Source organism: Corynebacterium silvaticum (assembly GCF_002162115.2).
Lineage (GTDB): Bacteria > Actinomycetota > Actinomycetes > Mycobacteriales > Mycobacteriaceae > Corynebacterium > Corynebacterium silvaticum.
In genome coordinates, this window is record NZ_CP021417.2 from 2,082,508 (window position 1) to 2,106,219 (window position 23,712).

General features: G+C 56.2%; 18 protein-coding genes and 4 pseudogenes. 8 read left to right on the top strand and 14 right to left on the bottom strand.

The features are described 5' to 3' along the window. Window positions 1-18 precede the first annotated feature (18 nt). From trhA to purS, 4 genes are all read right to left on the bottom strand, one after another. Complete coding sequence (gene trhA, locus CBE74_RS22255; RefSeq protein ID WP_087454488.1) at window positions 19-696, bottom strand: PAQR family membrane homeostasis protein TrhA; 678 nt, start codon at window positions 694-696, stop codon at window positions 19-21. A gap of 136 nt (window positions 697-832) precedes the next feature. After that, window positions 833-3,133 (bottom strand): phosphoribosylformylglycinamidine synthase subunit PurL, encoded by a 2,301-nt coding sequence (purL, locus tag CBE74_RS22260; protein ID WP_087454489.1) that lies wholly within the window; start codon window positions 3,131-3,133, stop codon window positions 833-835. Window positions 3,134-3,147: 14 nt separating this feature from the next. Beyond that, window positions 3,148-3,819 carry a phosphoribosylformylglycinamidine synthase subunit PurQ gene (gene purQ / locus CBE74_RS22265; RefSeq protein WP_013912248.1) on the bottom strand — a complete coding sequence of 224 codons (672 nt, stop codon included), beginning with the start codon at window positions 3,817-3,819 and terminating at the stop codon, window positions 3,148-3,150. Beyond that, complete coding sequence (purS, locus tag CBE74_RS22270) at window positions 3,820-4,059, bottom strand: phosphoribosylformylglycinamidine synthase subunit PurS (RefSeq protein ID WP_087454490.1); 240 nt, start codon at window positions 4,057-4,059, stop codon at window positions 3,820-3,822. A 353-nt stretch (window positions 4,060-4,412) separates the two neighbouring features. Here purS and CBE74_RS22275 point away from each other — a divergent pair, with 353 nt between their 5' ends. Next, window positions 4,413-4,544, top strand: a complete 132-nt coding sequence (locus CBE74_RS22275; protein WP_259493867.1) for a hypothetical protein — start codon at window positions 4,413-4,415, stop codon at window positions 4,542-4,544. A gap of 568 nt (window positions 4,545-5,112) precedes the next feature. On the opposite strand, the pseudogene CBE74_RS22280 reads toward CBE74_RS22275, so the two are convergent. Together CBE74_RS22280 and CBE74_RS22285 are read right to left on the bottom strand one after the other, a co-directional pair. Continuing rightward, window positions 5,113-5,587 (bottom strand): annotated as a pseudogene (locus tag CBE74_RS22280) (glutathione peroxidase). Continuing rightward, window positions 5,584-7,710 (bottom strand): S9 family peptidase, encoded by a 2,127-nt coding sequence (locus tag CBE74_RS22285; RefSeq protein ID WP_087454491.1) that lies wholly within the window; start codon window positions 7,708-7,710, stop codon window positions 5,584-5,586. Before CBE74_RS22285 ends, CBE74_RS22280 begins: the two are co-directional and overlap by 4 nt. Before the next feature lie 235 nt (window positions 7,711-7,945). Between CBE74_RS22285 and CBE74_RS22290 the strand changes: the two genes are divergently transcribed. Next, entirely contained in the window at window positions 7,946-8,071 is a 126-nt protein-coding gene (locus CBE74_RS22290; RefSeq protein WP_259484258.1) for a hypothetical protein, read from the top strand. Window positions 8,072-8,126: 55 nt separating this feature from the next. Here the strand turns inward: CBE74_RS22290 and CBE74_RS22295 are convergent, their stop codons facing one another. From CBE74_RS22295 to purD, 5 genes are all read right to left on the bottom strand, one after another. Continuing rightward, the gene (locus CBE74_RS22295; RefSeq protein WP_087454492.1) at window positions 8,127-9,020 is read right to left on the bottom strand and encodes a phosphoribosylaminoimidazolesuccinocarboxamide synthase; all 894 of its coding nucleotides are present in this window, start codon (window positions 9,018-9,020) and stop codon (window positions 8,127-8,129) included. Window positions 9,021-9,242: 222 nt separating this feature from the next. Then, window positions 9,243-10,682, bottom strand: coding sequence for an adenylosuccinate lyase (purB, locus tag CBE74_RS22300; protein ID WP_166741062.1), 1,440 nt, complete (start codon window positions 10,680-10,682; stop codon window positions 9,243-9,245). Between the two features lie 29 nt (window positions 10,683-10,711). Continuing rightward, window positions 10,712-11,368, bottom strand: a complete 657-nt coding sequence (locus tag CBE74_RS22305) for a potassium channel family protein (RefSeq protein ID WP_087454493.1) — start codon at window positions 11,366-11,368, stop codon at window positions 10,712-10,714. Further along, on the bottom strand, window positions 11,361-12,695 hold the full coding sequence (locus tag CBE74_RS22310; RefSeq protein WP_087454494.1) for a TrkH family potassium uptake protein: 1,335 nt from the start codon (window positions 12,693-12,695) through the stop codon (window positions 11,361-11,363). Before CBE74_RS22310 ends, CBE74_RS22305 begins: the two co-directional genes overlap by 8 nt. Window positions 12,696-12,752: 57 nt before the next feature. Then, a complete protein-coding gene (gene purD, locus CBE74_RS22315) occupies window positions 12,753-14,021 on the bottom strand; it encodes a phosphoribosylamine--glycine ligase (protein WP_087454495.1) in 1,269 nt (422 codons plus the stop codon). Between the two features lie 51 nt (window positions 14,022-14,072). Here purD and CBE74_RS22320 point away from each other — a divergent pair, with 51 nt between their 5' ends. Both CBE74_RS22320 and CBE74_RS22325 read left to right on the top strand, forming a co-directional pair. After that, window positions 14,073-14,498 carry an HIT family protein gene (locus CBE74_RS22320; RefSeq protein WP_087454934.1) on the top strand — a complete coding sequence of 142 codons (426 nt, stop codon included), beginning with the start codon at window positions 14,073-14,075 and terminating at the stop codon, window positions 14,496-14,498. A gap of 4 nt (window positions 14,499-14,502) precedes the next feature. Continuing rightward, entirely contained in the window at window positions 14,503-15,120 is a 618-nt protein-coding gene (locus tag CBE74_RS22325; protein WP_087454496.1) for an esterase/lipase family protein, read from the top strand. Here the strand turns inward: CBE74_RS22325 and CBE74_RS22330 are convergent. After that, a complete protein-coding gene (locus tag CBE74_RS22330; RefSeq protein WP_087454497.1) occupies window positions 15,117-16,625 on the bottom strand; it encodes a sensor histidine kinase in 1,509 nt (502 codons plus the stop codon). The genes CBE74_RS22325 and CBE74_RS22330 overlap by 4 nt on opposite strands. A 40-nt stretch (window positions 16,626-16,665) precedes the next feature. Continuing rightward, entirely contained in the window at window positions 16,666-17,379 is a 714-nt protein-coding gene (locus tag CBE74_RS22335) for a response regulator transcription factor (protein WP_087454498.1), read from the bottom strand. A gap of 208 nt (window positions 17,380-17,587) precedes the next feature. Between CBE74_RS22335 and CBE74_RS22340 the strand changes: the two genes are divergently transcribed. The 4 genes and pseudogenes from CBE74_RS22340 to CBE74_RS22360 all read left to right on the top strand — a co-directional run bounded on the left by CBE74_RS22340 (window position 17,588) and on the right by CBE74_RS22360 (window position 22,813). Then, on the top strand, window positions 17,588-19,006 hold the full coding sequence (locus CBE74_RS22340) for an MFS transporter (protein ID WP_259484498.1): 1,419 nt from the start codon (window positions 17,588-17,590) through the stop codon (window positions 19,004-19,006). Between the two features lie 9 nt (window positions 19,007-19,015). After that, window positions 19,016-19,526: pseudogene (locus CBE74_RS24665) on the top strand (TetR/AcrR family transcriptional regulator). A 114-nt stretch (window positions 19,527-19,640) separates the two neighbouring features. After that, entirely contained in the window at window positions 19,641-20,822 is a 1,182-nt protein-coding gene (locus CBE74_RS22355) for an alpha/beta hydrolase (protein ID WP_087454500.1), read from the top strand. 73 nt (window positions 20,823-20,895) lie between these two features. Then, window positions 20,896-22,813 (top strand): annotated as a pseudogene (locus tag CBE74_RS22360) (solute carrier family 23 protein). Window positions 22,814-22,817: 4 nt separating this feature from the next. Here the strand turns inward: CBE74_RS22360 and CBE74_RS24670 are convergent. After that, a pseudogene (locus tag CBE74_RS24670) lies at window positions 22,818-23,685 on the bottom strand (DUF559 domain-containing protein). Window positions 23,686-23,712 lie beyond the last annotated feature (27 nt).

A 23,712-nucleotide genomic window follows, 5' to 3' on the forward strand; every position in this document is an offset into this window, starting at 1 on the left:
GACGCCCCCGCCCGGGCCCTATGCCACCAAGAGCCAGATAGCCACGTGGTGGGCGATAGCAGCAACGATCGTGGCTGTATGGAAGTGCTCGTGGTAGCCATAGATGCGCGCGCTGCGGCCGGGCCAGCGCAGCGCATACACAACAGCACCCAGGGAGTAGATCACTCCGCCTGCGGCTAGGAGCCAAACAATAGCCGGACTAGCGTTGACCCAGAGGTTGGGGATCACCGGTATCACCAGCCATCCAAGGACAAGGTAGACGGATACCGCAAGCCACCTCGGGTGGTCTACCCACACGAGCGCGAGTATCACGCCAAGAACGGCGCCCGCCCAGGCCACTGTCAGGACCCATGCGGCGGTGGCCGGTGGCAAGGCCACAAGGCAGAGCGGCGTGTAGGTGGACGCGATAAAGACCGCAATGGTGGCGTGATCAGCCCGGCGCCAGCGTTTGATCGTACTCATGCTGCGCCAGCGCCCTAGGTGATAGGAGGCCGATACACTGAAGAGAGCCACTGTCCCCAGGACGTAGATCGTCACTCCCAGTGCTTGCCACCACGTGAGCATGAGCCACGCAAAAGTAGCAAGAATAGCGCCCGATACCAGCGCAAACAAAGAAGCCACAGCATGGAACCAACCTCTAGTCTGTGGCCGCTGGCCACGGTCTACTACCACGGCCTTTTTCATTGTCACTGTCATTAACCCTCCACCCTAAGTTACTACTGCGTAGGTTTTTCTAAACCTACCTTCCCGCGGGTGCGTTGCCAAGACCTTGGATACAACAAAAGTGGGTCCCCGGCGTAACCACCGGAAGAACTCACTTGTTAGCTGTATTTTATTCCACTACGGAGTTCGCTCCCACAGCATGTCCAAACAACTCCGGAAGAGTGTTTTCCCATGCTGCACGGAGCTCTTCCACCCCAGCGGAAAACTCAGCGTTAGCGCCCTTCACGCTCAGCATGAGGTCATCGCGAGTGACACCTACCTTGAGAACCGGGATTCCCAATTCCCGAGCACGAGCTTCCACGGCGTCTCCCGCCTGTGTGGCCACGACCACGCGGGACGCAGACTCGGAGAACAGAGCCGTAAACACATCAGTAGCCACCTCGGTGACGTCAATGTCCATGCCCTTGTCCGCCTGCACTGCTAGCTCCACCAGAGTCTGGGCAAGCCCACCCTCTGAGATGTCATGAGCCGCAGTCACGATTCCTGGCTCCGCAAAGAATCGCACGAGCTTTTCCTCATTAGCCAGATCCACGCGCGGAGGCATACCGGAGAGCCCTGCGCCGGAGACCTGCTGCCAGATGGAACCACCGAACTCATCAAAGGTCTCGCCTAGGAGATAAACCTCCTCTGTCCCCTCAACGGTTCCCAGTTTCGCGCCGATGGCCTGATGTACATCGTCAATCACTCCCAAAACGCCGACCACAGGAGTAGGCAAAATCGCCTCATCGCCGGTTTGGTTGTAGAAAGAGATGTTTCCGCCAGAAACCGGGATGCCAAGCTCCTTGGAACCATCCGCCAGGCCATGCACGGCCTCCTTGGACTGCCACATCACCCCGGGGTCCTCTGGAGAACCGAAGTTCAGACAGTTGGTCACAGCAACCGGACGAGCACCCGTAACCGCCACGTTGCGATACGCCTCAGCCAGAGCAAGGCGCGCACCGGTGTTGGGATCCAGCTTGGTGTAGCGACCCGACGCATCCGCGGAGACAGCGACCCCGCGGTTGGTGGTTTCGTCGATACGCAAAACGCCCGCATCCGCATTCTTGGCCTGAACCGTATTTCCGCGCACATAGCGGTCGTACTGCTCCGTGATAAACGCACGAGAGCACAACGCAGGGGAAGCGACCATGTCAAAGAGAGCCTGTTTAATCTCCGCAGCATCCGTGGGCTTATTCACACCAGCGAATTCTTGCAGGCTATTCTGCCACTCCGGGCGCGCCAGCGGGCGATCGTATACCGGCCCCTCGTTAGCAATGGTGTGCGCCGGAGCATCCACCACGAGTTCCCCACGGTGCCGAATAATCAGGTGCTTTCCGTCCGTCACCTCACCGATCTCGGCGCAGGTAACATCCCAATGAGCACAGATCTCTTGGAAACGCTCGACATCCTCAGGGCGCACCACCGCGCACATGCGCTCCTGCGACTCCGAAGACAAAATCTCCGCCGCGGTCATGTTCTCCGCACGCAATGGAACGGCATCCAGGTTGACTTCCATGCCGCCGTCGCCAGACGCAGCAAGCTCCGAAGTCGCACAGGCAAGACCAGCACCGCCGAGATCCTGGATTCCCACAACCACGCCTGCTTTATACAGATCAAGACAGCACTCGATGAGTACTTTCTCCGCAAAGGGATCACCGACCTGCACGGCTGGAAGCTTGCGCTCCGCGCCTTCCACAAAGGTGTCAGATGCCAGTACAGATACTCCGCCAATGCCGTCAAGGCCGGTACGAGAACCAAACAGCATCACCTTGTTGCCCAGGCCCGACGCGAATGCCAACTTGAGGTCCTCCACCTTCAACGTGCCCACGCATAGCGCATTGACCAAAGGATTTCCGGAATAGGACTCGTCAAAGACCGTCTCACCGCCGATATTGGGAAGTCCCAGGCAGTTTCCGTAGTGGGAAATTCCGTCAACCACGCCAGGCAGCACCCGGGCGGTATCCGGGGCATCAGCAGGGCCAAAGCGCAGCTGATCCATCACTGCGATAGGCCTAGCGCCCATGGCCATAATGTCGCGGACGATGCCGCCGACGCCGGTTGCAGCGCCCTGATGCGGCTCAACATAAGACGGGTGGTTGTGCGACTCCACCCGGAAGGTAACAGCGTTGCCGTCTCCGATATCCACAACACCCGCGTTCTCACCGATACCCGCGAGGATCTTCTCCCCCATCTCAGGCGTGGTGGTTTCCCCGAAATAACGCAAGTGCACTTTAGAGGACTTATAGGAACAGTGCTCCGACCACATGACGGAGTACATGGCCAGCTCAGCGTCGGTGGGTCGACGACCCAGGATCTCCTTGATCCGAGCGTATTCGTCGTCCTTAAGTCCCAGGCTCGCATACGGTTGGTCGAGGTGTGGCTCAGCAGTTGCAGCCTCGACCGTGTCATTAAAAGTTGTGCGTTCAGTCATGAAAGTTGCCTCTTCTACGCTGCGATCGTGCCAATTGCGGAAAGGAACAGCTGCAAGCCGTCCACGGACGGGCCCGTTAGCTTTTCGACGGCATGCTCTGGGTGCGGCATCAGCCCCACCACGCGGCCCGTCTCATTGGTAATGCCAGCAATCCCGTTAACCGAGCCGTTGAAGTTATCCGTGTAGCGGAACACCACGCGCCCCTCCCCCTCAAGCATGTCCACGGTCTCTTGAGAAGCCTGGAAGCGCCCCTCACCATGCTTGGCAGGGACCAAGATTTTCTGTCCTGCTTCTAGGGTAGTGGTCCACGCGGTGTGGTTGTTTTCCACTACCAAATGGGTGTCCACGCAGTGGAAATGCAGGCCCTGATTACGCGTCAACGCGCCAGGGAGAAGCTTGGCCTCAGTGAGAATCTGAAATCCATTGCAAATTCCCAATACTGGCATGCCCTTGCCGGCCGCCTCTACGACAGAACGCATCACCGGCGCCAATGCTGAGATTGCGCCAGTGCGCAGGTAGTCGCCATACGAAAAACCGCCGGGAACAACCACAGCGTCCACGCCACGCAGGTCTGCGTCGGCATGCCACAAGCTCACTACCTCCGCGCCTGCGATGCGAGCAGCACGCGCAGCGTCGACGTCGTCAAGAGTTCCAGGGAACGTAATTACGCCAATTTTCGCAGTCATCTAGGCGTCCTCAAAGATCACGTCAAAGTCTTCAATAACCGTGTTAGCCAACAAGGTCTCCGCCACTTTTTCCAGGTCCTCGCGGGACACCGAATCATCGACCTCGATTTCAAAGCGCTTACCCTGCCGGACATCAGCAACACCCGTAACCCCGATACGCCCCAGCGCACGAACGACGGCCTGGCCTTGCGGGTCCAGAATCTCTGCCTTTGGCATCACGTTTACAACTACACGGGCCACGTTGACTTCAGCTCCCTTATTCAGAGGTTGGTATGCAAACCGATTCCCAAGAGAAGGGAATCAATGGCCCCAGCTTACCTAGACATCATCACAAAAAAACTAGCCACAAACCCACTAAAAACCACTGGTTATATCCAGAAAAGATCAGGTTATCCCCGCAGGTTAAGACAGGATTTTTAGCACCAACACCGCTTTAGACAGGGAACTGGTACTACCTGCCAGCCTCCAGGCACCCCTCACCTCTACCCAGGAGAACACATGCTTATGACCTGTCAACCACCCCCACCGACCCCATCCCCACATCCCAACTCAGATACATCGCAAAATAGCAGGTTACGACCACAGTAGGAAACATGGAACAGTTTGTCAGCAAACTCCAACAATCCACCCCCGCGATATTCACACAACAACATACCAAGCAAAAACAAGCAGGTCAGGCACCGTTTCCAGAAATTTCCCAGCGCTCACAGAATTTTTTCAGCTAAAGGAATTTATGCAGTTCAGCGGCATGATTATAGATGTTTTTGTCCTATTGCGCCTCTACTTAATCCATGCGAGACTTCATTGCATCAACAGCACACAAGCTGTTGGGAGACCCAAACAGTCACCGGCGAAAGGAGAGAGCATGGCAGCTAACTCTCGGGTAGCAGCTCAACACAGCGGCACATGGTAGCGAACATGTAGCACGATGAGCGGCGAACCCGAGGACCAGAGACTCAAGGGATAGCGTTACTTGTTGAGGGACTAGCTAACGCACCACATTCTAAGAGTCATAGGTAGCTCGATGCATAGGGATTATCCCACCTCCTGGGAAGCGTTGAGGGGCGCGACTCAGAGCAGGCATTAGGCAAAGACAGACCGACTGGTCCCACAGCCGAATCCATTTCGGTTTAACTTTCTGAGGCATCTTTCCTTTTGAGGTTGAGGGATACCGGCCACCGCGCACACGGTGGCCGGTTCTTTTTGTCACCACAGCCTGCATTTCCATAGACATTGGACCGCAAAACGGTACCCAGAGGATGTTTTGTCTATGGAAATGCAGGCTGTTGGGCGCTAAAGCACCACGTGTTCCTCTAGGCATTCGATAATCTTGAGATCATCGGGGTCCATATTCGGGGTGAACCGACCCACAACCTTTCCTTCTGGAGAGACCACAAACTTTTCAAAGTTCCACTCAATATCCGGGCCGTCTCCCTTTAAGAATCGGTACAGCGGATGAGCGTTCTCACCGTTCACGTCTGCCTTTGCAAGAATCGGGAAGGTCACATCGTATTTCCCGCTTGCAGAACTCCGCGATCTGTTTATTGGATCCGGGTTCTTCCTCAGCAAACTGGTTGCACGGCATCGCAATCACAAAGAAGCCTCGTTGAGCATAGTCGCGATACAACTCTTCCAGAGCCTCGTACTGCGGAGTCAGACCGCATTTGGACGCGGTATTCACAATAAGCAGGCAGTGTCCTGCCCAGTCATTCATGGTTGTCTCGGTGGCGTCGTTAAGCGTCACCGGAATATCAAAGAACTGTGTCATTGAAGCACTCCCGTCGCCTGGTTAATGATCCATGCATATTCAAACGCCGTCTGCTTCCACTTTTCATACCGACCGGACACTCCGCCATGGCCCGCTGCCATCTCGGTCTTGAGCAAAAAGTCGCCGCTCTTGGCGGTAGCACGCAGCCTAGCAATCCACTTGGCAGGCTCTACGTACAGCACCCGGGTGTCATTAATCGAGGTCAAAGCCAGGATATTGGGATAGTCTTTGGCCTCCACATTCTCATAAGGGGCATACGACGCCATATAGTCATATACCTCCTTATCGTGCAGCGGATCGCCCCACTCATCCCACTCCGTGACAGTCAGCGGCAGCTCTGGCATCAGCATGGAGGTCAGCGGATCCACGAACGGAACCACAGCCTCAATTGCCTTGAATCGGTCGCCTGCGAGGTTGGCAATTGCTCCCATCAGCATGCCACCGGCGGAGCCGCCCTCGGCCACCATCTGCTCTGGCGTGGTCACGCCCTGAGCGATAAGGAAATCCGCTACGGCGATGAAGTCCGTAAACGTATTCTTTTTGCACAGCATCTTGCCGTTGTCATACCAACCCCGGCCCATCTCGCCGCCACCGCGGACGTGTGCAACGGCAAAAATCATCCCGCGATCCATAAGGGAGAGCCGCGCAATGGAAAATTCGGGATCCATAGATACCTCGTAGGAACCGTAGCCGTAGAGCAGCGTTGGGTTTGCAGTGGTCATGTCGAGATCAGCGCGGTGCACGAGCGACACCGGGATCTGCACCCCATCTGCTGCCGTGGCCCACAGCCTGGTTGCTACGTAGTCCTCACGGTTGTAGCCGCCAACGACCTCTTGTTGCTTGAGCAGGCGCTTGGAACCATCCGCAACCGTATAGTCGAACACCTGGCTGGGAGTGGTAAACGAGGTATAGCAAACGCGCAGCACGGGCGCATCCCACTCGGGGTTTCCGGCAACGCCCACGGTGTAGAGGTCCTCATCAAACTGAAGCTCTTCAAAGGTCCCGAAGCCTTGGTCAGTGAGCTGCATTATTGCGGCACGACCAATGGCCCCGGCGCGGTATCCCACCACGATCTGATCGCGGTAGGTGTCTACGCCTTCAATCCGGACATCATCGTGGTGCGGCATCAGCGTTGTCAGATCGGACAAGGCAAGGGGCTCCGTCGCGGGTGCCCACCCTATTTCAAAATTCGGCCCCGTAGCGTTGTGAGTAACTATCCACACGTCTTCGCCAGCAACAACGCCGTGGTCCACGTCGTATTCCACGCCCGACTTCCGGGGGATAATGCAGCGGAATTCGCCCTCTGGATTATCCATGTCAAGGACCCACACCTCAGAAGTTATCTTCGATGCGGATGCAATCATCAGGTATTTTTCTGAACGCGTCGCACCAATACCGGTGTTAAAATGCTCGTCTGCCTCATGGAACACGCGAACGTCTTCGCTCGAATCCGTGCCGATCTTGTGTCGCCACACGGAGTCCGGACGCCATGCGTCGTCGACTCGCTGATAGAACAGGTAGTCTTCTCCGGCCCATGTTGCGCCGTAGAAAAGATCCTCCAGGACGTCGTCTAGCAGTTCCCCTGTCTCCAGGTCTTTAATCCGCAGGGTAAAACGCTCATCGCCGGCGGTATCCACGGAGTAGGCCAAGTAGCGGCCCGACGTGGTGATCGTGGAGGCTCCCAGGGAGAAAAACTCGTGCCCCTCCGCCAGCTCATTCAAATCGAGAATGACCTGTTCCTGAGCAACCGGCTCCCCTTCTGGAATCACAGGTGGTACCCATGCGTCCTGCCCCTCAACGACGGGGATGCGGCAGGAGTAACCGTAGCTTTTCCCCTCTTCCGAGCGCCCGTAATACCAAAAATCGCCGGAGCGCTGCGGAACCGACATATCGGTCTCTTTTACTCGCGACTTTATCTCTTGATAAATATTGTCCCGCAACTGAGACAACCCTGCGGTCTCTTGCTCCGTGAAGGCATTCTCCGCCTCCAGATACGCAATGGTCTCTGGAGGCTCTTTATCCCGTAGCCATTCGTATTCATCGACAAACGTGGTGTCATGCACCGTTCTGGTGTGCGGATGAATCGGGGCTATCGGCGCTTGAATTCGCGTTGCTTCAGACATGCTCTAAATCGTAGTGGAAACCACTACCAAGCCTATTTTTTAAGCTTTTCGAGCTCTTGACATCCGCCCCTACGTCCCCCCACCAAGACATATGCAAAAAATATGGATTTATCACCTTAGTGCTGCGTCTTTTTACTTCAGTGAACCCCGCCACGTGTTGCCTTTTTCTCTTGATTTTTTACAGAGTTCGGCTAGTGTAAATCCGGTCTTAGTGAGAAAAATGAAAGGTACCATAATGAGCAATGCCGTAGACGTATTTAGCCAACTCTCGTCTATCAAAGGTCTCAACCTACTTTCGGAGATGGTCAGCTTTACCAGCAAGATCGTCAGCGTTGTAGAGAAGATCAACAAGCTCACCTAATTAAGAAAATCAAAAAGCGCTGTACCGGTATCAGGTACAGCGCTTCTTTTAGTTTTTACACACAGGTTCCGATCCAATCACTGAACTTTTTTCCAGTAATGCGTTCGAATGCCTCCACATAGCGTTCCCGCGTCGCTTCCACGACGGACCCAGGAAGAGAGGGCGGCGGAGTAAGCGAATCCGTGGACCACCCCGACTTGGGGCCGGTGAGCCAGTTGCGCACGTACTGCTTATCAAAGCTCGGCTGCGCCTTGCCCTCCTCGTAGCCGTCGGCAGGCCAATAGCGGGAGGAATCTGGGGTGAGGGCTTCGTCGGCAAGCACTAAAGTGCCGTCCGCATCGAGTCCGAACTCAAACTTTGTGTCCGCAAGAATAATGCCGCGGGACTCCGCGATGGCTGCTGCCTCGGAGTAGATCTTCAGAGTCACTGCGCGTAGCTCGTTAGCGCGCGCCTCGCCTAGCTTGTCGACGACCGCGTCAAAGGACACGTTCTCATCATGATCGCCAAAGTCAGCTTTGGTTGCAGGCGTAAAGATCGGTTCGGGCAATTTAGATGCCTCTACCAGGCCTTCTGGCAGCTCGATACCGCATACCTTGCCGGCCTGCTGGTATTCCTTGAGGCCAGAGCCGGTGAGGTAACCACGTGCCACGCATTCAAAAGGCAGCATCTTCAGTTTCTTGCACACCAGCGCACGTCCCAAAACTTCTTCTGGAATCGCAGGATCATCGATGGGTCCGGCAAGGTGATTGGGAAAATTGATGTGATCAAAGAAGTACATGCTCATCGCAGTGAGCACTCGGCCTTTGTCGGGGATCTCCGGATCCAGGATGTGATCGTATGCGGAGATGCGGTCAGAGACCACCATGAGCAGGCGTTCGTCGTCGATCTCATAGATCTCACGCACTTTGCCCGCGGACACATGAGTGTACTGGGAGAGTTCAGGACGCATAACGTAGCAGTCTAGCCCTCACGTCTCATGCAAGTCATATCTTATCTGCTTTTGTAGGGTTAACGTTATGCGCAAGCGGCCAAACATATCCCAAACGCGCCCGTTTCCACTGTTCACCACCCTGATCCTAAAACCAGGGTCGTGACGATCACACACTACAGTGACCAAAGCTACAACCGGCTACTTCAGTGGAGTAGCACTTTTCAACGCTAAATTTAAACGCTAAAGAATCTCGCCAGGAGTATAGGCCGCGGCGCTCGGATAGCGGTTGGTGAGGTCCTCCACCCGGTTGAGAACCCGGGAAACCTGCGATTCTGCGGCACCGATAAAGGCATGATGATCCGCAAGGGCCTCGTCCAGCTGCTCCTGAGTCATCGGCAGGCGCTCGTCTGCTGCGAGGCGCTGAATCAGGTCTTGCCCGCCACCGTTTTCTCGCATGTTCAGTGCCACTGCAACGGCGTTTTCCTTGATCACCTCATGGGCAGTCTCACGGCCCACGCCTGCGCGAACCGCCGCCATCAAAATACGGGTGGTGGCAAGGAATGGGAGGTAACGCTCAAGTTCCCGATCAATCATTGCCGGAAATGCCCCGAACTCGTCGAGGACAGTCAGGAAGGTCTCGTACATTCCGTCGAGAGCAAAAAACGCATCTGGCAGAGCCACACGGCGGATCACAGAGCAGAAGACGTCGCCTTCATTCCACTGCTGGCCCGCAAGATCGGCGACCATCGTGAGGTATCCACGCAGGATCACCTGGAGTCCACCGACCCGCTCGCATGAGCGAGCATTCATCTTGTGAGGCATAGCGGAAGAACCGACTTGTCCCTCCTTGAAGCCCTCAGTCACCGTCTCGTTGCCTGCCATGAGGCGGATGGTGGTTGCCAAGCTTGATGGGCCTGCCCCCAACTGAACCAGAGCCGATACAGCGTCAAAGTCGAGGGACCTCGGGTACACCTGCCCCACGGAATCAAAGACCCGTGAAATGCCAAGGTGATCAGCCACCTGCGTTTCCAAGGACGCCAGCTTCTTCTGGTCCCCACCCATCAGGTCAAGCATGTCCTGCGCCGTGCCCATCGGGCCCTTGATTCCTCTGAGAGGATAGCGATCAAGGAGCTCCTCAACGCGGTCGATGGCCACCAGGATTTCCTCGGCGGCAGAAGCGAAACGCTTGCCCAATGTAGTGGCCTGAGCAGCCACGTTATGAGAACGCCCAGCCATAACCAGTGATTGGTATTGAGCGGCATGGTGTGCCACCCGTGCCACCACTGCCACAGACTTGTTGCGGATCAATTCCAAAGAACGGTAGATCTGCAGCTGTTCTACGTTTTCAGTGAGGTCACGCGAGGTCATGCCCTTGTGAATATGCTCAAACCCAGCGAGGGCATTGAACTCCTCAATCCGGGCTTTAACGTCATGGCGGGTGATCTTCTCGCGATCAGCAATGCTCGCGAGATCAATCTGGTCGATGATCCGCTCATAGGCAGCAATAGCCTCCGAAGGAATCTCAACCCCCAATGCTTTTTGAGCCTTCATCACAGCGATCCAGAGCTGGCGCTCTAGCAGGATTTTGGCCTCGGGGCTCCACAGCTCAGTGAGCTCGGCGGAAGCGTATCGGTTGGAAAGGACGTTGGTGATCTTCTTCTTGTCTGCCACGTCACTCATTATCGCATGCGAAGCACCGCTTGTCCCCCCTAGTCAGTCATCCCAAACTGCTCTAACTCGTCTGGGTGACCAGCCGCCAAAACCAAATCCCCTGCTTGCAGAATCATCTCGGGTTTCGCGGGCCTAAACATACCGTTGCTCGGACGAACGGCAATGATCTGTACCCGATCAACCTCGTGTACCCGCTTACCCAGAATTGAGACAGGCGGCGCAACTTTCACGATGGCGTAATCTCGGTCGAATTCCGCGTATTCCTGCACCCGGCCATTCATCAAATGTGCCACTCGTCGACCAGTATCCTGCTCCGGGCGAATGATGTGATGCACCCCGATTTGACGCAGGATCTTAGCGTGGGAGTTATTCAGAGCCTTCGCCCAGATACTCGGCACGTCCAGATCAATCACGGTAGAGGCGGTGAGCAATGATGCCCCCATGTCCGAGCCGATTCCGATCACCACGCGGGAAGCCTCATCCACAGAGAGCTGGCGGAGAGCTTCCTCGTTGGTCGTATCCGCCATGGCGGCATAGGTGAGAACTTTAGCGGCTGCGTTGACCACGGATTCAGAAGAATCAACTCCTAAAACCTCAATGCCAGAGTGCACCAGCTCTTCGCCCAGAGCCATGCCGAATCGACCTAAGCCAAGAATCACCACGGGTGCTTTAGAGCGGGAACGGAACTTAGCCAATGATCGGCCTTTCTACTGGATAGGAGTACAAACGCTTATTGCTGCGAGCTGCAAGAGCAGCCACAAGCGACACCGGCCCAACACGGCCTGCATACATCAAAAGAACCAGAAGCAGCTTGCCAACGCTAGGCAGATCCGGCGTAATACCCGTGCTCAAGCCTACCGTGGCAAAAGCGCTGACTACTTCAAAGGAAATATCCAAAAACTCAAATTCCGGGGCCACCAATAGCATGGTCATCAGGGAGACAGACACCAACAGCGTGGCCAGCATGGTGACCGCCAACGCCTGGCGCACGGTGCGGGTGGGGATTCGGCGACCTCGGATCAAGATGTTGTCATCTCCGCGGATCTCCGCCACCATGACGGTGAGGAGAACTGCCACCGTCGTGATCTTGATGCCACCAGCCGTGCCACCAGAACCGCCACCAATAAACATGAGGAAATCAGTGAGCAACAGGCTGGAGGGGTGCATCTCACCTATGTTGATCGAGTTAAATCCTGCGGTCCTGCTAGTTACTGACTGAAAAAAGGAGGCGAGGAGTTTCGTCGGCACGCTAAATCCAGACAGAACTCCGCGCCACTCAAATGCAGCAATGCCCACAGTTCCCGTGATGAGCAACGCGAGCGTTCCGACGATCGTGAACACCGCAGTCAAAGAAAATCGCCGCTCAGCGATACCCGCCGCTCTATGCTCGTGCCGACGATGCAGTTCCAAAAGAAGGGTAAACCCTAGTCCACCGAGGATGATGGCGCCGGAAATCGGGAGAATAATCCCAAAATCCCCCACGTAGGGCACGAGGTTGTCTGACCGCAGACCAAAGCCGGCGTTGTTAAAGGCCGACACCGAGTGGAAGACGCCTTCCCATAGACTCGCGCCCCAAGAAAAACCCAGCCCCTTAAAGCGCAGGGTCAAGACCAGCGCTACGGCAGACTCCACCACCACGGTGAACGCAAAGGTGGCTACGAGCAGGCCTTTGACCTCGCCTAATTCTCTACCGCGCCCCTCCGCGGCTGCGTTGAGCCTGTCTCGCACTCCGATCCGCCCCACCAGCACCCACGCGGCAAAAGACGTCAAGGTCATGATGCCCAAGCCGCCGAGCTGGATCAAAAGAAGAATCACTAATTGGCCAAAATGCGACCAATACGTGGCGGTATCCACAACGGTCAGGCCGGTCAAACACACGGCCGAGGTTGCGGTAAACAAAGCCGTGATGACGTCCGCTTGCGCTTGTCCTTCTCGGGATATGGGGAGAAGAAGGACAAGCGTTCCGATGATAACGAGCGTTGCAAAACTACCGGCTACAAGCCGAGCAGGGGTCTTACGCATGAGGCGAAACGTTACTCCTGCCACGGCTCGCAGAGCAAGAACTCAGCGCCCGCTCAGTTAAATCGTGATCTTTCCTTCCACCGCGGGCAACGCGATGTCAGAGCGGTAGTGGGAACCAGGCAGCGTGATCTTGTCCAAGACGTTGTAAGCGTTACGACGGGCGTCGATAAGCGAGTCCCCGGTGCCGATCACGTTCAGAACGCGTCCTCCAGCGGCAACAAGTTTTCCGTCTGCGTCGCGCGCCGTGCCAGCGTGTAGCACTGCGGCATCGTCCGCGCCAGTGATCTCGCCGCCCTTGCGGGGATCCTCCGGGTAGCCTTCAGCAGCCAAAACCACCGTCAAGGCATATCCATCTTCCCACTCCAGCGGCGGCAACTCAACCAGTTTTTCAGTGGCCACAGCCTTCAGAACCTCCGCCAGAGGCGATGTAAGCAGAGCCAACACCGCCTGTGTTTCTGGGTCGCCAAAACGGCAGTTGAACTCCACCACTGCGGGGCCTTCTTCGCCCCACGCTATGCCGGCGTACAGCAACCCGGAATATGAACAACCACGAGCGACCATCTCACGCGCCACGGGCACACAGACCTCGTCCACGATTCGCTGAACCCCGTCTTCTGGTAGCCACGGCAACGGCGTATAAGCTCCCATGCCGCCGGTATTCGGGCCCTCATCATTATCAAACGCGCGCTTATGATCCTGCGCCGGAAGCAACGGCACAACCGTTTCCCCGTCCACCAAGCAAAAGAGTGAAACCTCAGGGCTATCGAGGAAGCTCTCCAAGAGCACCGGATTTCCGGCAGACAAAACAGCATCCACATGAGCACGCGCCTGCGCGCGATCCTTAGTCACCACAACGCCTTTGCCACCAGCAAGGCCGTCATCTTTGACCACGTAATGCGGACCAAAATTATCCAGGGCAGCTTCCCGCTCGGCATCCGAGGCACCCGGCACGATCTGTTCCGCGCGAGCTGTCTTCACACCCGCTTTGGCCATAACGTCCTTGGCAAAGGCCTTTGAGCCTTCAATCCGTGCAGCATTCTTATTGGGACCAAAGACTGCAAACCCATGTGCACGCAAGGTATCGGCTACCCCCGCGACCAGAGGAATTTCAGGTCCTATGACCACAAGATCCGCATGTACCTCCTGCGCGACCTTTAGCATCTCATCTGGATTATCCACCTGCGTTGCTTCCGGGTGAACGGTAGCAATCGACTCCATGCCAACGTTTCCTGGTGCCACGTGGATTTCTGTAACCGCAGGGTCCTTGGACAAGCCGAGTGCAAGGGCGTGCTCACGGGCGCCCGAACCGATAACAAGAATGTGCATGATCCGAATCATACCGGCGAGACTGCGTATAAGCCGACTATCCTCGAAAACATGAGCAGCGTATTTACAAAAATTATTGCAGGTGATTTGCCAGGTCGTTTTGTCTATCGCGACGAAGACGTGGTGGCCTTCCTGACCATCGAGCCGTTGGCCTACGGACACGTATTGGTGGTGCCAGTGGCAGAAGTAGATAAGTGGACCGACCTGGATCCCAGCACGTGGGCAAAGCTCAATGAGCTAGCGCAGCGAGTGGGCAAGGCAATCACCGACGTGTTTGCTACACCTCGCGCGGGCTACGTGATCGCTGGTTTTGATGTTCCCCATACTCATATTCATGTTTTCCCAGCCGCAAAGATGTCCGATTACGTTTTCTCTCAAGCGATGTCCATGGACGCGACCGACCCAGCTCAGATGGATGCTGCAGCAGAAAAGCTACGGCAGGCACTGGGAACTGATGAGAACGGGCTAGTGAAGTAGCCCCATGGCGTTGTTGAGGTGGGTGCCCACACGCGGCCGACTGCCGGTTTCTCCCCGTATCACCAAAGACTCCCATATCCCCGCGCTGTTTTTACACGGAACTTTAGGGTCACCGGGTAACTTTGAGAGGCCCGCCCAGCGGCTTGTAGAGCAAGGGCGCCCATTTTTCGCGCCGGCCTATGGCAACCATGGGACAGCCGATCTTGATTCCTCGCTACAAGAACTACTGAGGTACGTCGATGGGCTCGCTAGCCAGGGGATACATCACGTTGATGTTGTGGGGCATTCCGCCGGGGGACTTCTCGCGCTGCGGATCGCTCATGCCCGCCCGGGTTTTGTGAGGAAACTGGTGGGGCTAGGGGCAGCGTTCCATGGGGTTCCCAAGAATTTACGTTTTAAGCCTGTGGTCAAATGGATTGGCGGACAAGCGCTTTTGCAGCTTACGCAAAAAATCCCGGCTGAACTTCCAGAGAACGTGGAATTGATTTCAGTGTTTTCTACCGCGGACCTTGTGGTGCCGGCTCAGTCGAGCAAGCTAGGCGAACTCGTAGAGATTCATGGAGTTCGCCATGAGGACTTGCCGCGCCAGGCCGACATCATCGTAGACGCGTTGGGGGCTTAGCGATCTTCTAGCCGGGGAAGCACTAGATGGAAGGTGGTTCCTTGGCCAAGAGTGCTGATCACGCTGATGCTTCCGCTGTGGGCAGATACCAGCGACTTCACGATGGCCAGCCCCAGGCCGCTGCCGCCGGTGGAGCGGGCGCGTGACGTGTCGGCTCGGTAGAAGCGCTCGAAAATATGCTCGGCATCCTTTTCCGACATACCTATGCCATCGTCGATGATGTCGATGGCGATATTGTTGCTGGTGGGATCGTCGTAAAGCTTAATCTGCACCTTTGCGTCCTCGCCGCCATGTTTCAAAGCGTTGGTGGTGAGGTTGGTGAGCACTTGGTGCAGCCGGGCCGCGTCGCCCAAGGTGATGGGCACACCGGCGCACTCAGACCGCACGTCGATGCTGCGGTTAGGGTAGGCGGCCTGCAGGGAGGACGCCACCGACAGAGAAACCTCCAAAAGATCAACCTGGGCTGTCTCATGACGAGCACCTTCGGCGCGAGTAAGCGCGAGGAGATCTTCTACTAAGAGACTCATGCGAGAGGCTTCTCCCTCGATTTTGTCGATCACCAGATCCGCATCTTTTGTGGCTCCAGAACGGTACAGCTCCGAGTAGCCGCGAACCGACGTCAGCGGTGTCCGCAGCTCATGGGAGGCATCCCCGACGAATCTGCGCATCTGGGCTTCTTTATCCTGCAGCTCCACGATGAGGGACTGCAGCCTAGAGATCATCGAGTTCAATGAGCGCGATAACGCCCCAACCTCAGTGTTTTCCGAGACTTCCGGCACTCGTCGGTCTAAGTCGCCCTGCGCGATTGCTTTGGCGGTGCATTCGACTTCGCGCAAAGGCCGCAATGCTCTACGGATCAGGAAAAACGCAATGAGCGCCATGAGAAGAAGCACGGCGACTTCAATGATGACCTGCCCCACGGCAAGCCTGCGCAACATGTTGGCTTCTTGGGTAATGTCCTTGGCCACGACCATGGTCACGCCATTACGTGTCTCAGCGGTTACTCGCCACATGCCTTCTTTATGGCTCTTCGGGCTAGATTCCACAGTGTGAGGGCCTTGGCCAGCATAAACTTGGCTCAGATCAGGTTCAGAAACGTCCTCGTTGTATACGTTTGTGGTTCCGTCCTGGTAGATCTTGACCACATAAAATTCTGTCGGCGGCCGCGCGCTGGTAGCCCCGGGGTTAGTTTTAAAAAGCGAATCTTGCTTGGCCCACCCATTGAGGCCCAGTTCTAGTTCCTTGTCAATGCGCGAATAGGTGAGCTCCCGCATCGTTCGGTTAACGGCAACGGCGCTGCCGATCAACCCCACCGCGGAGACCGCGACCACGATTACTAACAGCCCAAAGCGTAATGGCATCCCAGATAACACGTGCATATCTCGGACTCGCGCGACCAAGCTTTTACCCGTTTTTCTGGCACCCCAATACCCCCAGCGTTGTTTCCCGCTGTGGACAGGGCTCCCGCGAACCACCGCGGTGGAATATGGGTTCTGGGTGCTCATCTACTACTTTCTTCTTTGGGTTTTCGCCGCACTGCGGCTATTACGCATTTCGCGGCTTACGCAGCACGTATCCCACGCCTCGCACTGTTTGGATCAGTTGCGGATCATGGGTGTCTACTTTGCGACGCAAATAAGAAATATAGGACTCGACAACATTTCCGTCGCCACCGAAATCGTAATGCCACACGTGATCCAAAATCTTTGCCTTAGACATCACAACCTCAGCGTTAAGTATCAGGCAGCGCAGCAGATTGAACTCGGTGGGCGAGAGATCGACGACCTTTCCGGCTTTTGTCACCTCATGGGTGTCGTCGTTAAGCGTCAGGTCGGCATACACCAAGGTGGAATCGTCTTCGACCATCTCCACGGTGCTGCCTCGGCGCAAAATCACGCGCAACCGAGTAATCACTTCCTCCAAGGAGAAAGGCTTGGTCACGTAATCATCAGCCCCGATGGTCAACCCATGAATCCGGTGCTCCACGGCGTCTTTTGCCGTCAGGTACAAAACGGGACCGTCGAGGCCTTCCGCCCGAAGTTTGGGCAGGAGCTCATAGCCGTCCATGCCCGGCATCATGACGTCAAGAATGAATGCATCGGGCTTAAAATCCTTGGCTATTTCCAGCGCTTCTACGCCGGAATTAGCTACGGCAACATCAAATCCTTGGAATTTTAAGCTGACGTTCAAAAGCTCAACGATGTTCGGCTCGTCGTCGACGACCAGTATTCGCTTAGTTTTTTCGTTCACGCCTTCCATTTTTACCTGTCCTGATCTCCTGGTGAGGACACGACCTCACGGTTAGTTCCTTTAAGTCAACAACACGGCTCTGCTTTTCTTCTGAAGCGTAGCTGGTAACTACCTGTGAATGGATTAGCGCACCCGCACCGAAAATTGAAACTGTAATGACCGTTCGGTACAGTTTTGAGTTATGGAATCTCGACAACGCTGAGTCTTTTTAGGTGTTATCTCGCTAGGACTCTTCATGATCGGCGCAGACAATTCCATCCTCTACACCGCCCTACCGGTACTAAGAAGCGAATTGCACACCACCGAGCTTGAAGGCCTCTGGATTATCAACGCCTACTCGCTGGTCCTTGCCGGCCTTCTCCTAGGAACAGGCACCCTTGGAGACAAGATTGGGCACCGACGAATGTTTGAGATCGGAATTACGATCTTCGGACTGGCGTCCCTGGCCGCATCTTTCGCCCACAATCCGCTGGCACTCATCGCTGCACGCGCCGTCCTGGGCGTGGGCGCCACCACGATGATGCCCGCCACGCTCGCCCTGCTCCGCATCACTTTCCCCAATGTCCGTGAACGCAACATCGCAATCGGCATCTGGGGTTCCGTCGCCACGCTAGGAGCAGCGCTCGGCCCAGTCATCGGGGGTTTCCTTATCGAGCATTATTACTGGGGATCCGTATTCCTGATCAACATCCCAGTAACAATCGTCGCATTCCTAGGAACGTTATTAATCGCGCCGCCCAATATGGCCGATTCTTCCCGCCGCTGGGATTTTCTCTCTTCTCTCTGGGCGATGGTGACCATGATGGGCCTTGTGCTACTGATCAAGGAACTTACGCACGCCCATATAGAAATAGCAGTACTCATCGGAGCACTGGCCGCCATCATCATCGGCGCGCTGCTTTTCAGCCAACGCCAGCGCACACTCCCCGAGCCGCTCCTCACCTTCGACGTATTCAAAAACCGAGTTTTCACGGCGCGAACCCTGGCCGCAGCGCTAGCGATGTTCATCCTCTCCGGCGCAGAGCTCATGACCACACAGCGCTTCCAGCTAGCCGAGGGTTTTACCCCCTTGCAAGCCGGCCTACTCACAGGCACCGTAGCTTTGGCAGCGTTTCCTAGTTCAATCTTGGGCGGAGCGTTGCTGCACCTCATCGGCTTTCTCCCGCTCATTTCTGGCGGCTTTCTCTCCATGGCTATTGGAACGTCGATCGCAGTCGGAGGCACGCGTGCCGACGCCTTCCCACTCTTTGTTGTTGGTCTGCTCCTCGTAGGCTTCGGCGCAGGATTGACCATGTCCGTATCCACGACCGCGATCATCGGCTCGGCCCCGGCGCGCCGCTCCGGCATGGCGTCCGCTATGGAGGAAGTCTCCTACGAGTTTGGCACGCTGCTCTCGGTGGCGGTGGTGGGCTCTTTGTTCTCCTTCTTCTACGCACGTTCCGCACCCGAAGCCATCGCCCAAAATTTTGAGCAGGGCCTCTCGCACCCCACGCTTGCCGACGCCGCCCGCGCCGCCATAGACACCTCGTATGTATCCGTGCTCGTCATTATTGCCATAACTGCATGCATCGCATGCGTCATCACCGCTTATCTGTTGCGAAACAACCCCAAGGAGACTCAATTTGCGCACGAATAAAAAGACTCGCTGCTGGCCACCGCACTCAGCATCGTGGAGCCAGACGGCCTTGCGGCCCTCACATACGATTCCCTCTCCGCAGCCAGCGGCATATCCAAGTCTGGATTGATCTATCACTTCCCCACTCGCCACCAGCTCCTTATAGAGCTGAATGCGTCCGCAGCCCGAACATGGACGCAGGAGCTAGAGGCAGCAGCGGGGGGGACCTGCCTCCGAGGTTTCCCTCAGACAGAGAATGCGCGCCCTGCTGGAGGTGGAATCGCAAAGCGCTACTCGCGCGGATCTTTTATTAAGCATCGACGCCAACCTCAACGAGGAGATCCGTGCCATATGGGACAAAGCCTTAACGCCTTGGACCGATCCCCACAATCCTCATGCAACTATCGTGCAACTTATCGCTGATGGCCTGTGGGTATACGACCACATCAATGCCCGCCCACTCACCCCCCAACAGCGACACGCCGCAGTAGATGCAGCGCAATCGTTGCTGGGTAAACTATCTAATGAAGTGACTGAATAGCCTATCTTTACTCTCAACTTCACGATTAACCTAAATTACTTTAAGATAACTCTCATGTTTGGTGGTTCGCCGCCGTGGATTCCGTAGAAAACCATTTAGAAAGCCTCAATCGACATGAAATTGTCCCGTTCTCTCGGCGTTGCCGCAGTGTGTACTGCGCTCGTCGTAACGCATAGCCCTGCGCACGCATCTACTTCTTCCGCGCCTGTTTCCAGCTCGGCGAGCTCCATCGTCGCATCGCTTACTGCCGCACTCGCCAACTCCCCCAGCTCCAGCGATGCCACCATCGATAATGCCGCGCACTTGGCCCAGTCGATTGGTTTCCCGGCATGGCGGCTTCCTTCAGGCGTGGGCAGCTCCGACTCGGAGTATCCGTTGCCTACCAACCCGCACATCACCAAGGCGGAGGTCCTTAGCCGTACAGCGGAAACGACGATTCCGAACCTGGAGCGCTGGGTTGTGGCTTCCCCAGCGATGCAGCGCAACGTAGAGGTTGTTGTCCGCGTACCCAAGGACACCTCGGTGCCTTCCCCCGCGCTCTATCTCCTTGACGGCATCGGTGGAATGCGTAATCCCGGCTGGGTCCGCGAAGGCGGACTACACCCAGCCCTCGGCGACCAGAACGTGCCTGTGGTTATGCCTACCCAGGCGCTAGCCTCCCTCTATTCGGACTGGCTCACGGATGATCCCGCCCTAGGACACCTCAAGTGGGAAACCTTTATTACAAAGGAACTGACAAAACTCGTCGAGGATCCAGCACAAAAACTCAACTTCAACGGCAAGCGCGCCATCGGCGGCCTGTCCATGGGGGCTATCGGCGCTGTCCACATTGCTAACCAGAACCCCGATCTCTTCAAGGGAGTATTCGGTATCTCGGGATGCTATTCCACGCAAGAGCCCGTGGGCCGAATCACCACTAAGCTCGTTGTGGAGTCCCGCGGCGGCAACGTCCACAATATGTGGGGCCCAGACGGTTCTGAGCTATGGAAGCGTCACGACGTCCCCTCCAATCCTGAGGGCCTGCGCAACATGGCGGTTTATCTTTCTAGCGCCGACGGTGGAGTTCTTCCGGCAGACCTAGAGCGTGCGCACAACCGCCCCTTCTACGAGTTGCCAGCAGCCGTGGCCTTGGAGCAGGGAACCCTGCATTGCACCAAGGCCCTCGACTCCGCGATGCGTTCCCGCGGAATGAACCACCACGTAGTCGATCTGATCAAGGGTGGAGTCCACGACTGGCCGCTCTTTAACCGCCAACTGCGTCCCGCGTGGGATGCCATCAAGGGTGTTCTTTACTAACAAACCTTGGGGTCACGGTGAGTTGCTAAGGTAAACGGGGTCTAGAACCGACCTATCTCAAGGAGCTCTGCTCGTGACCTCAGCGACCCACCCCGTGGACGCACTTCCCTCGTCTCCTAAACTCGTCGCGCTAGGCATCCAGCATGTTTTAGCGTTTTATGCTGGCGCGGTGATTGTGCCGCTGCTCATCGCAGGTTCCCTCAACCTCGACGCAGCAACCACCGTTCATCTCATCAACGCCGACCTACTCACCTGTGGTTTAGCCACACTGATCCAATCAGTCGGCGTAGGAAAATACATAGGCGTACGTCTGCCTATCGTTCAGGGAGTCACCACAACTGCGGTGGCTCCCATTATCGCGATTGGCCTTAGCGTCTCTGACGGACAAGGCGGCGTGGAGTCTTTCCCCACCGTGTACGGCGCGGTTATCGTAGCCGGACTTTTTACGTTTTTTGCCACACCAATCTTCGCACGTTTTCTCAAGTTCTTTCCGCCGGTAGTCACCGGCTCCGTTTTGTTGGTGATGGGCACATCCCTCCTCGCAGTCTCCGCAAATGACTTCATCAACTACGCCGAGGACACTCCGTTAAGTCGCGACCTGTGGTACGCCTTTGTCACTCTCGTGGTCATCATCTTGGCGCAACGATTTTTCCGTGGTTTCTTGGGGGTTTCTTGGGCACCCTCGCTGTGCTCATAGGCCTGGTCAGCGGCACTCTCGTAGCGCTCATGCGGACCTCTCGGAGGTCTCTCATGCTGCGATCGTGGGGATCACAACGCCGTTCTACTTTGGAACACCCGTTTTCAACGCTAGCGCTAGTGCCTGCTTCTCCATAATTATCGTCATGATCATCACCATGGTCGAGACCACCGGCGACGTGTTTGCCACCGGAGAGATCGTGAAAAAGCGTATCCGACGTGATGACATCCAGCGGGCCCTCCGCGCAGACGGTCTTTCCACTTTCCTCGGTGGTGTCATGAACTCTTTCCCGTATACTTGCTTCGCGCAAAACGTAGGACTCGTCCGCATCACCGGAGTGAAGTCACGCTGGGTCGCGGCTTCCGCTGCGGGATTCATGATCCTTCTGGGGCTGCTTCCTAAGGCCGGAGCAATCGTGGCTTCTATCCCCTCGCCAGTATTGGGAGCAGCGTCTCTGGCGCTCTTTGCCAACGTGGCATGGGTCGGCCTGCAGACCATCGCTAAAACCGACCTCACGGATAACCGCAATGCAGCTATCGTCACCACTGCGCTGGGCCTCGCCATGCTGGTCACGTTCAAACCTTCGGTTGCCGAGGCTTTCCCTGAATGGGCCCGCATTTTCGTCTCTTCCGGCATGTCCATCGGAGCTATTGCTGCGATCCTCCTCAACATCCTGTTCTTCCACGTAGGTAAGCAAACCGGTTCTGACGTAGCCCGTGACGCCAGCGGTGAGGGTGTGTCTTTGGAGGAGATCAACGCTATGACCCGCGAAGATTTTGTCGCCGCATTGTGCCCGCTATTCAACCAGGAGACCTGGCCGCTAGAGGAAGCATGGGAATCACGGCCATTCGCCGATGTCAGCGAGCTACGAGCAGCCATCCAGGTTGGGGTTCTCACGGCTTCTGGGGAGCGTCGAGAAGCTTTGATCCACGACTACCCAGATACCTCTGCCATATTATTAGCCACCGACGCCGAGGCTCCCAGCATCAGCGCCGAGCGCGGCTCCCTTGGCTTTGACGACCTCGACGACGTAGAAACCGCGCAGCTCCTCGAGGTCAGCGCCGCCTACCGCGAGCGCTTCAACATGCCATTCGTCTACTGCCTGGGCACCAACGACAGCATCCGAAGCATCGTGGACGCAGCTATACGACGCCTAGCAAATTCCGACGAACAGGAACACCGCGTAGCCTTCTCTGAGATCATCGAGATTGCCAACGACCGCTTTGACATCCTCCTCGCCGATGCCAACCCCGTCCGCTCCGCGTGGGACCGGAAGTTCACCGAAGTGGAATAACGCGCTACAGCATCGGATGCCAATCCCACACTGGCGTCTTCTCAAACTCCAATAAAGGAGCTTGCCGACCAGACAGCCGGGCACTCACCAAGGCAACTATTTGCCCTGCTGTCTGGTCAAGGCATTCAAAGACACACCACGCGGAATACCGCACCAAGGCATAGCCTCGGCGCACGGCGTCATTGCCTTTCCACCGGTCATAGACAAAAGCATGACGATTCCCGTGGTAGGTGTAGCCGTCCACTTCAACGATAACTTTGCTCTTTGTGTGTACCCCGTCCCACCGATAAGCGCCGAGCTGCAGGTTTTGTTCAAAGATACCCCATAGAGCGTAGCTTTCGGAACAAGAGAATCTCTGCAGGACTTTCTGCTCCTACAGCCGCAAGCTCAATTACTCGATGAGCATGCTTAGTCAGCCGGGTTTTGGACATATCGCGGATTAATCGAGCTACCCCGGTCTTTCCCCAATATATGTTCTCAATAAACTCAACGAGTTCAGCAATAGTCATGGCCTCGGCATTATTGAGAACATCAAGCGGAGGAGCTACGCGAACCCCCTGCCTGAACTCTGACGCTGCAGACCTCACTTGTTTGATGCGGATCACATCATTAGAACAGGCAGATCTGCTCTTGATAATTACGGCTTCCACCGGAGTCTCAATCTCTGCAGACATATGCACCTGCATCGCTGTACGCCCGCTAAAGACAATCCCGGGCCGAGACTTTTGCAATGCTTTGAGCAACAAAATTCCCTCCGGTCTTTTGTCGGTGTAAATTCCGCGCTCCACGCGGTAGAGATCGCCGTGTTTTATTTTCGTTGCAATAGCGCTGCGGGAAAGCCCCAATTGATGGAGCTCTTGGGTCTTAAAGATGTGGTTGCCCGTGTGTCCTTAGACGTG

Excerpts from the sequence above, each read along its gene's own strand:
- CBE74_RS22355 (WP_087454500.1), top strand. The coding sequence starts at position 19,641 with ATGAAATTGTCCCGTTCTCTCGGCGTTGCCGCAGTGTGTACTGCGCTC.
- purQ (WP_013912248.1), bottom strand. The coding sequence starts at position 3,819 with ATGACTGCGAAAATTGGCGTAATTACGTTCCCTGGAACTCTTGACGAC.
- purL (WP_087454489.1), bottom strand. The coding sequence starts at position 3,133 with ATGACTGAACGCACAACTTTTAATGACACGGTCGAGGCTGCAACTGCT.
- CBE74_RS22325 (WP_087454496.1), top strand. The coding sequence starts at position 14,503 with ATGGCGTTGTTGAGGTGGGTGCCCACACGCGGCCGACTGCCGGTTTCT.
- CBE74_RS22335 (WP_087454498.1), bottom strand. The coding sequence starts at position 17,379 with ATGGAAGGCGTGAACGAAAAAACTAAGCGAATACTGGTCGTCGACGAC.
- CBE74_RS22295 (WP_087454492.1), bottom strand. The coding sequence starts at position 9,020 with ATGCGTCCTGAACTCTCCCAGTACACTCATGTGTCCGCGGGCAAAGTG.
- CBE74_RS22320 (WP_087454934.1), top strand. The coding sequence starts at position 14,073 with ATGAGCAGCGTATTTACAAAAATTATTGCAGGTGATTTGCCAGGTCGT.
- CBE74_RS22285 (WP_087454491.1), bottom strand. The coding sequence starts at position 7,710 with ATGTCTGAAGCAACGCGAATTCAAGCGCCGATAGCCCCGATTCATCCG.
- CBE74_RS22290 (WP_259484258.1), top strand. The coding sequence starts at position 7,946 with ATGAGCAATGCCGTAGACGTATTTAGCCAACTCTCGTCTATCAAAGGT.
- purD (WP_087454495.1), bottom strand. The coding sequence starts at position 14,021 with ATGCACATTCTTGTTATCGGTTCGGGCGCCCGTGAGCACGCCCTTGCA.
- CBE74_RS22310 (WP_087454494.1), bottom strand. The coding sequence starts at position 12,695 with ATGCGTAAGACCCCTGCTCGGCTTGTAGCCGGTAGTTTTGCAACGCTC.
- purB (WP_166741062.1), bottom strand. The coding sequence starts at position 10,682 with ATGAGTGACGTGGCAGACAAGAAGAAGATCACCAACGTCCTTTCCAAC.
- CBE74_RS22275 (WP_259493867.1), top strand. The coding sequence starts at position 4,413 with ATGGAACAGTTTGTCAGCAAACTCCAACAATCCACCCCCGCGATATTC.
- trhA (WP_087454488.1), bottom strand. The coding sequence starts at position 696 with ATGACAGTGACAATGAAAAAGGCCGTGGTAGTAGACCGTGGCCAGCGG.
- CBE74_RS22330 (WP_087454497.1), bottom strand. The coding sequence starts at position 16,625 with ATGAGCACCCAGAACCCATATTCCACCGCGGTGGTTCGCGGGAGCCCT.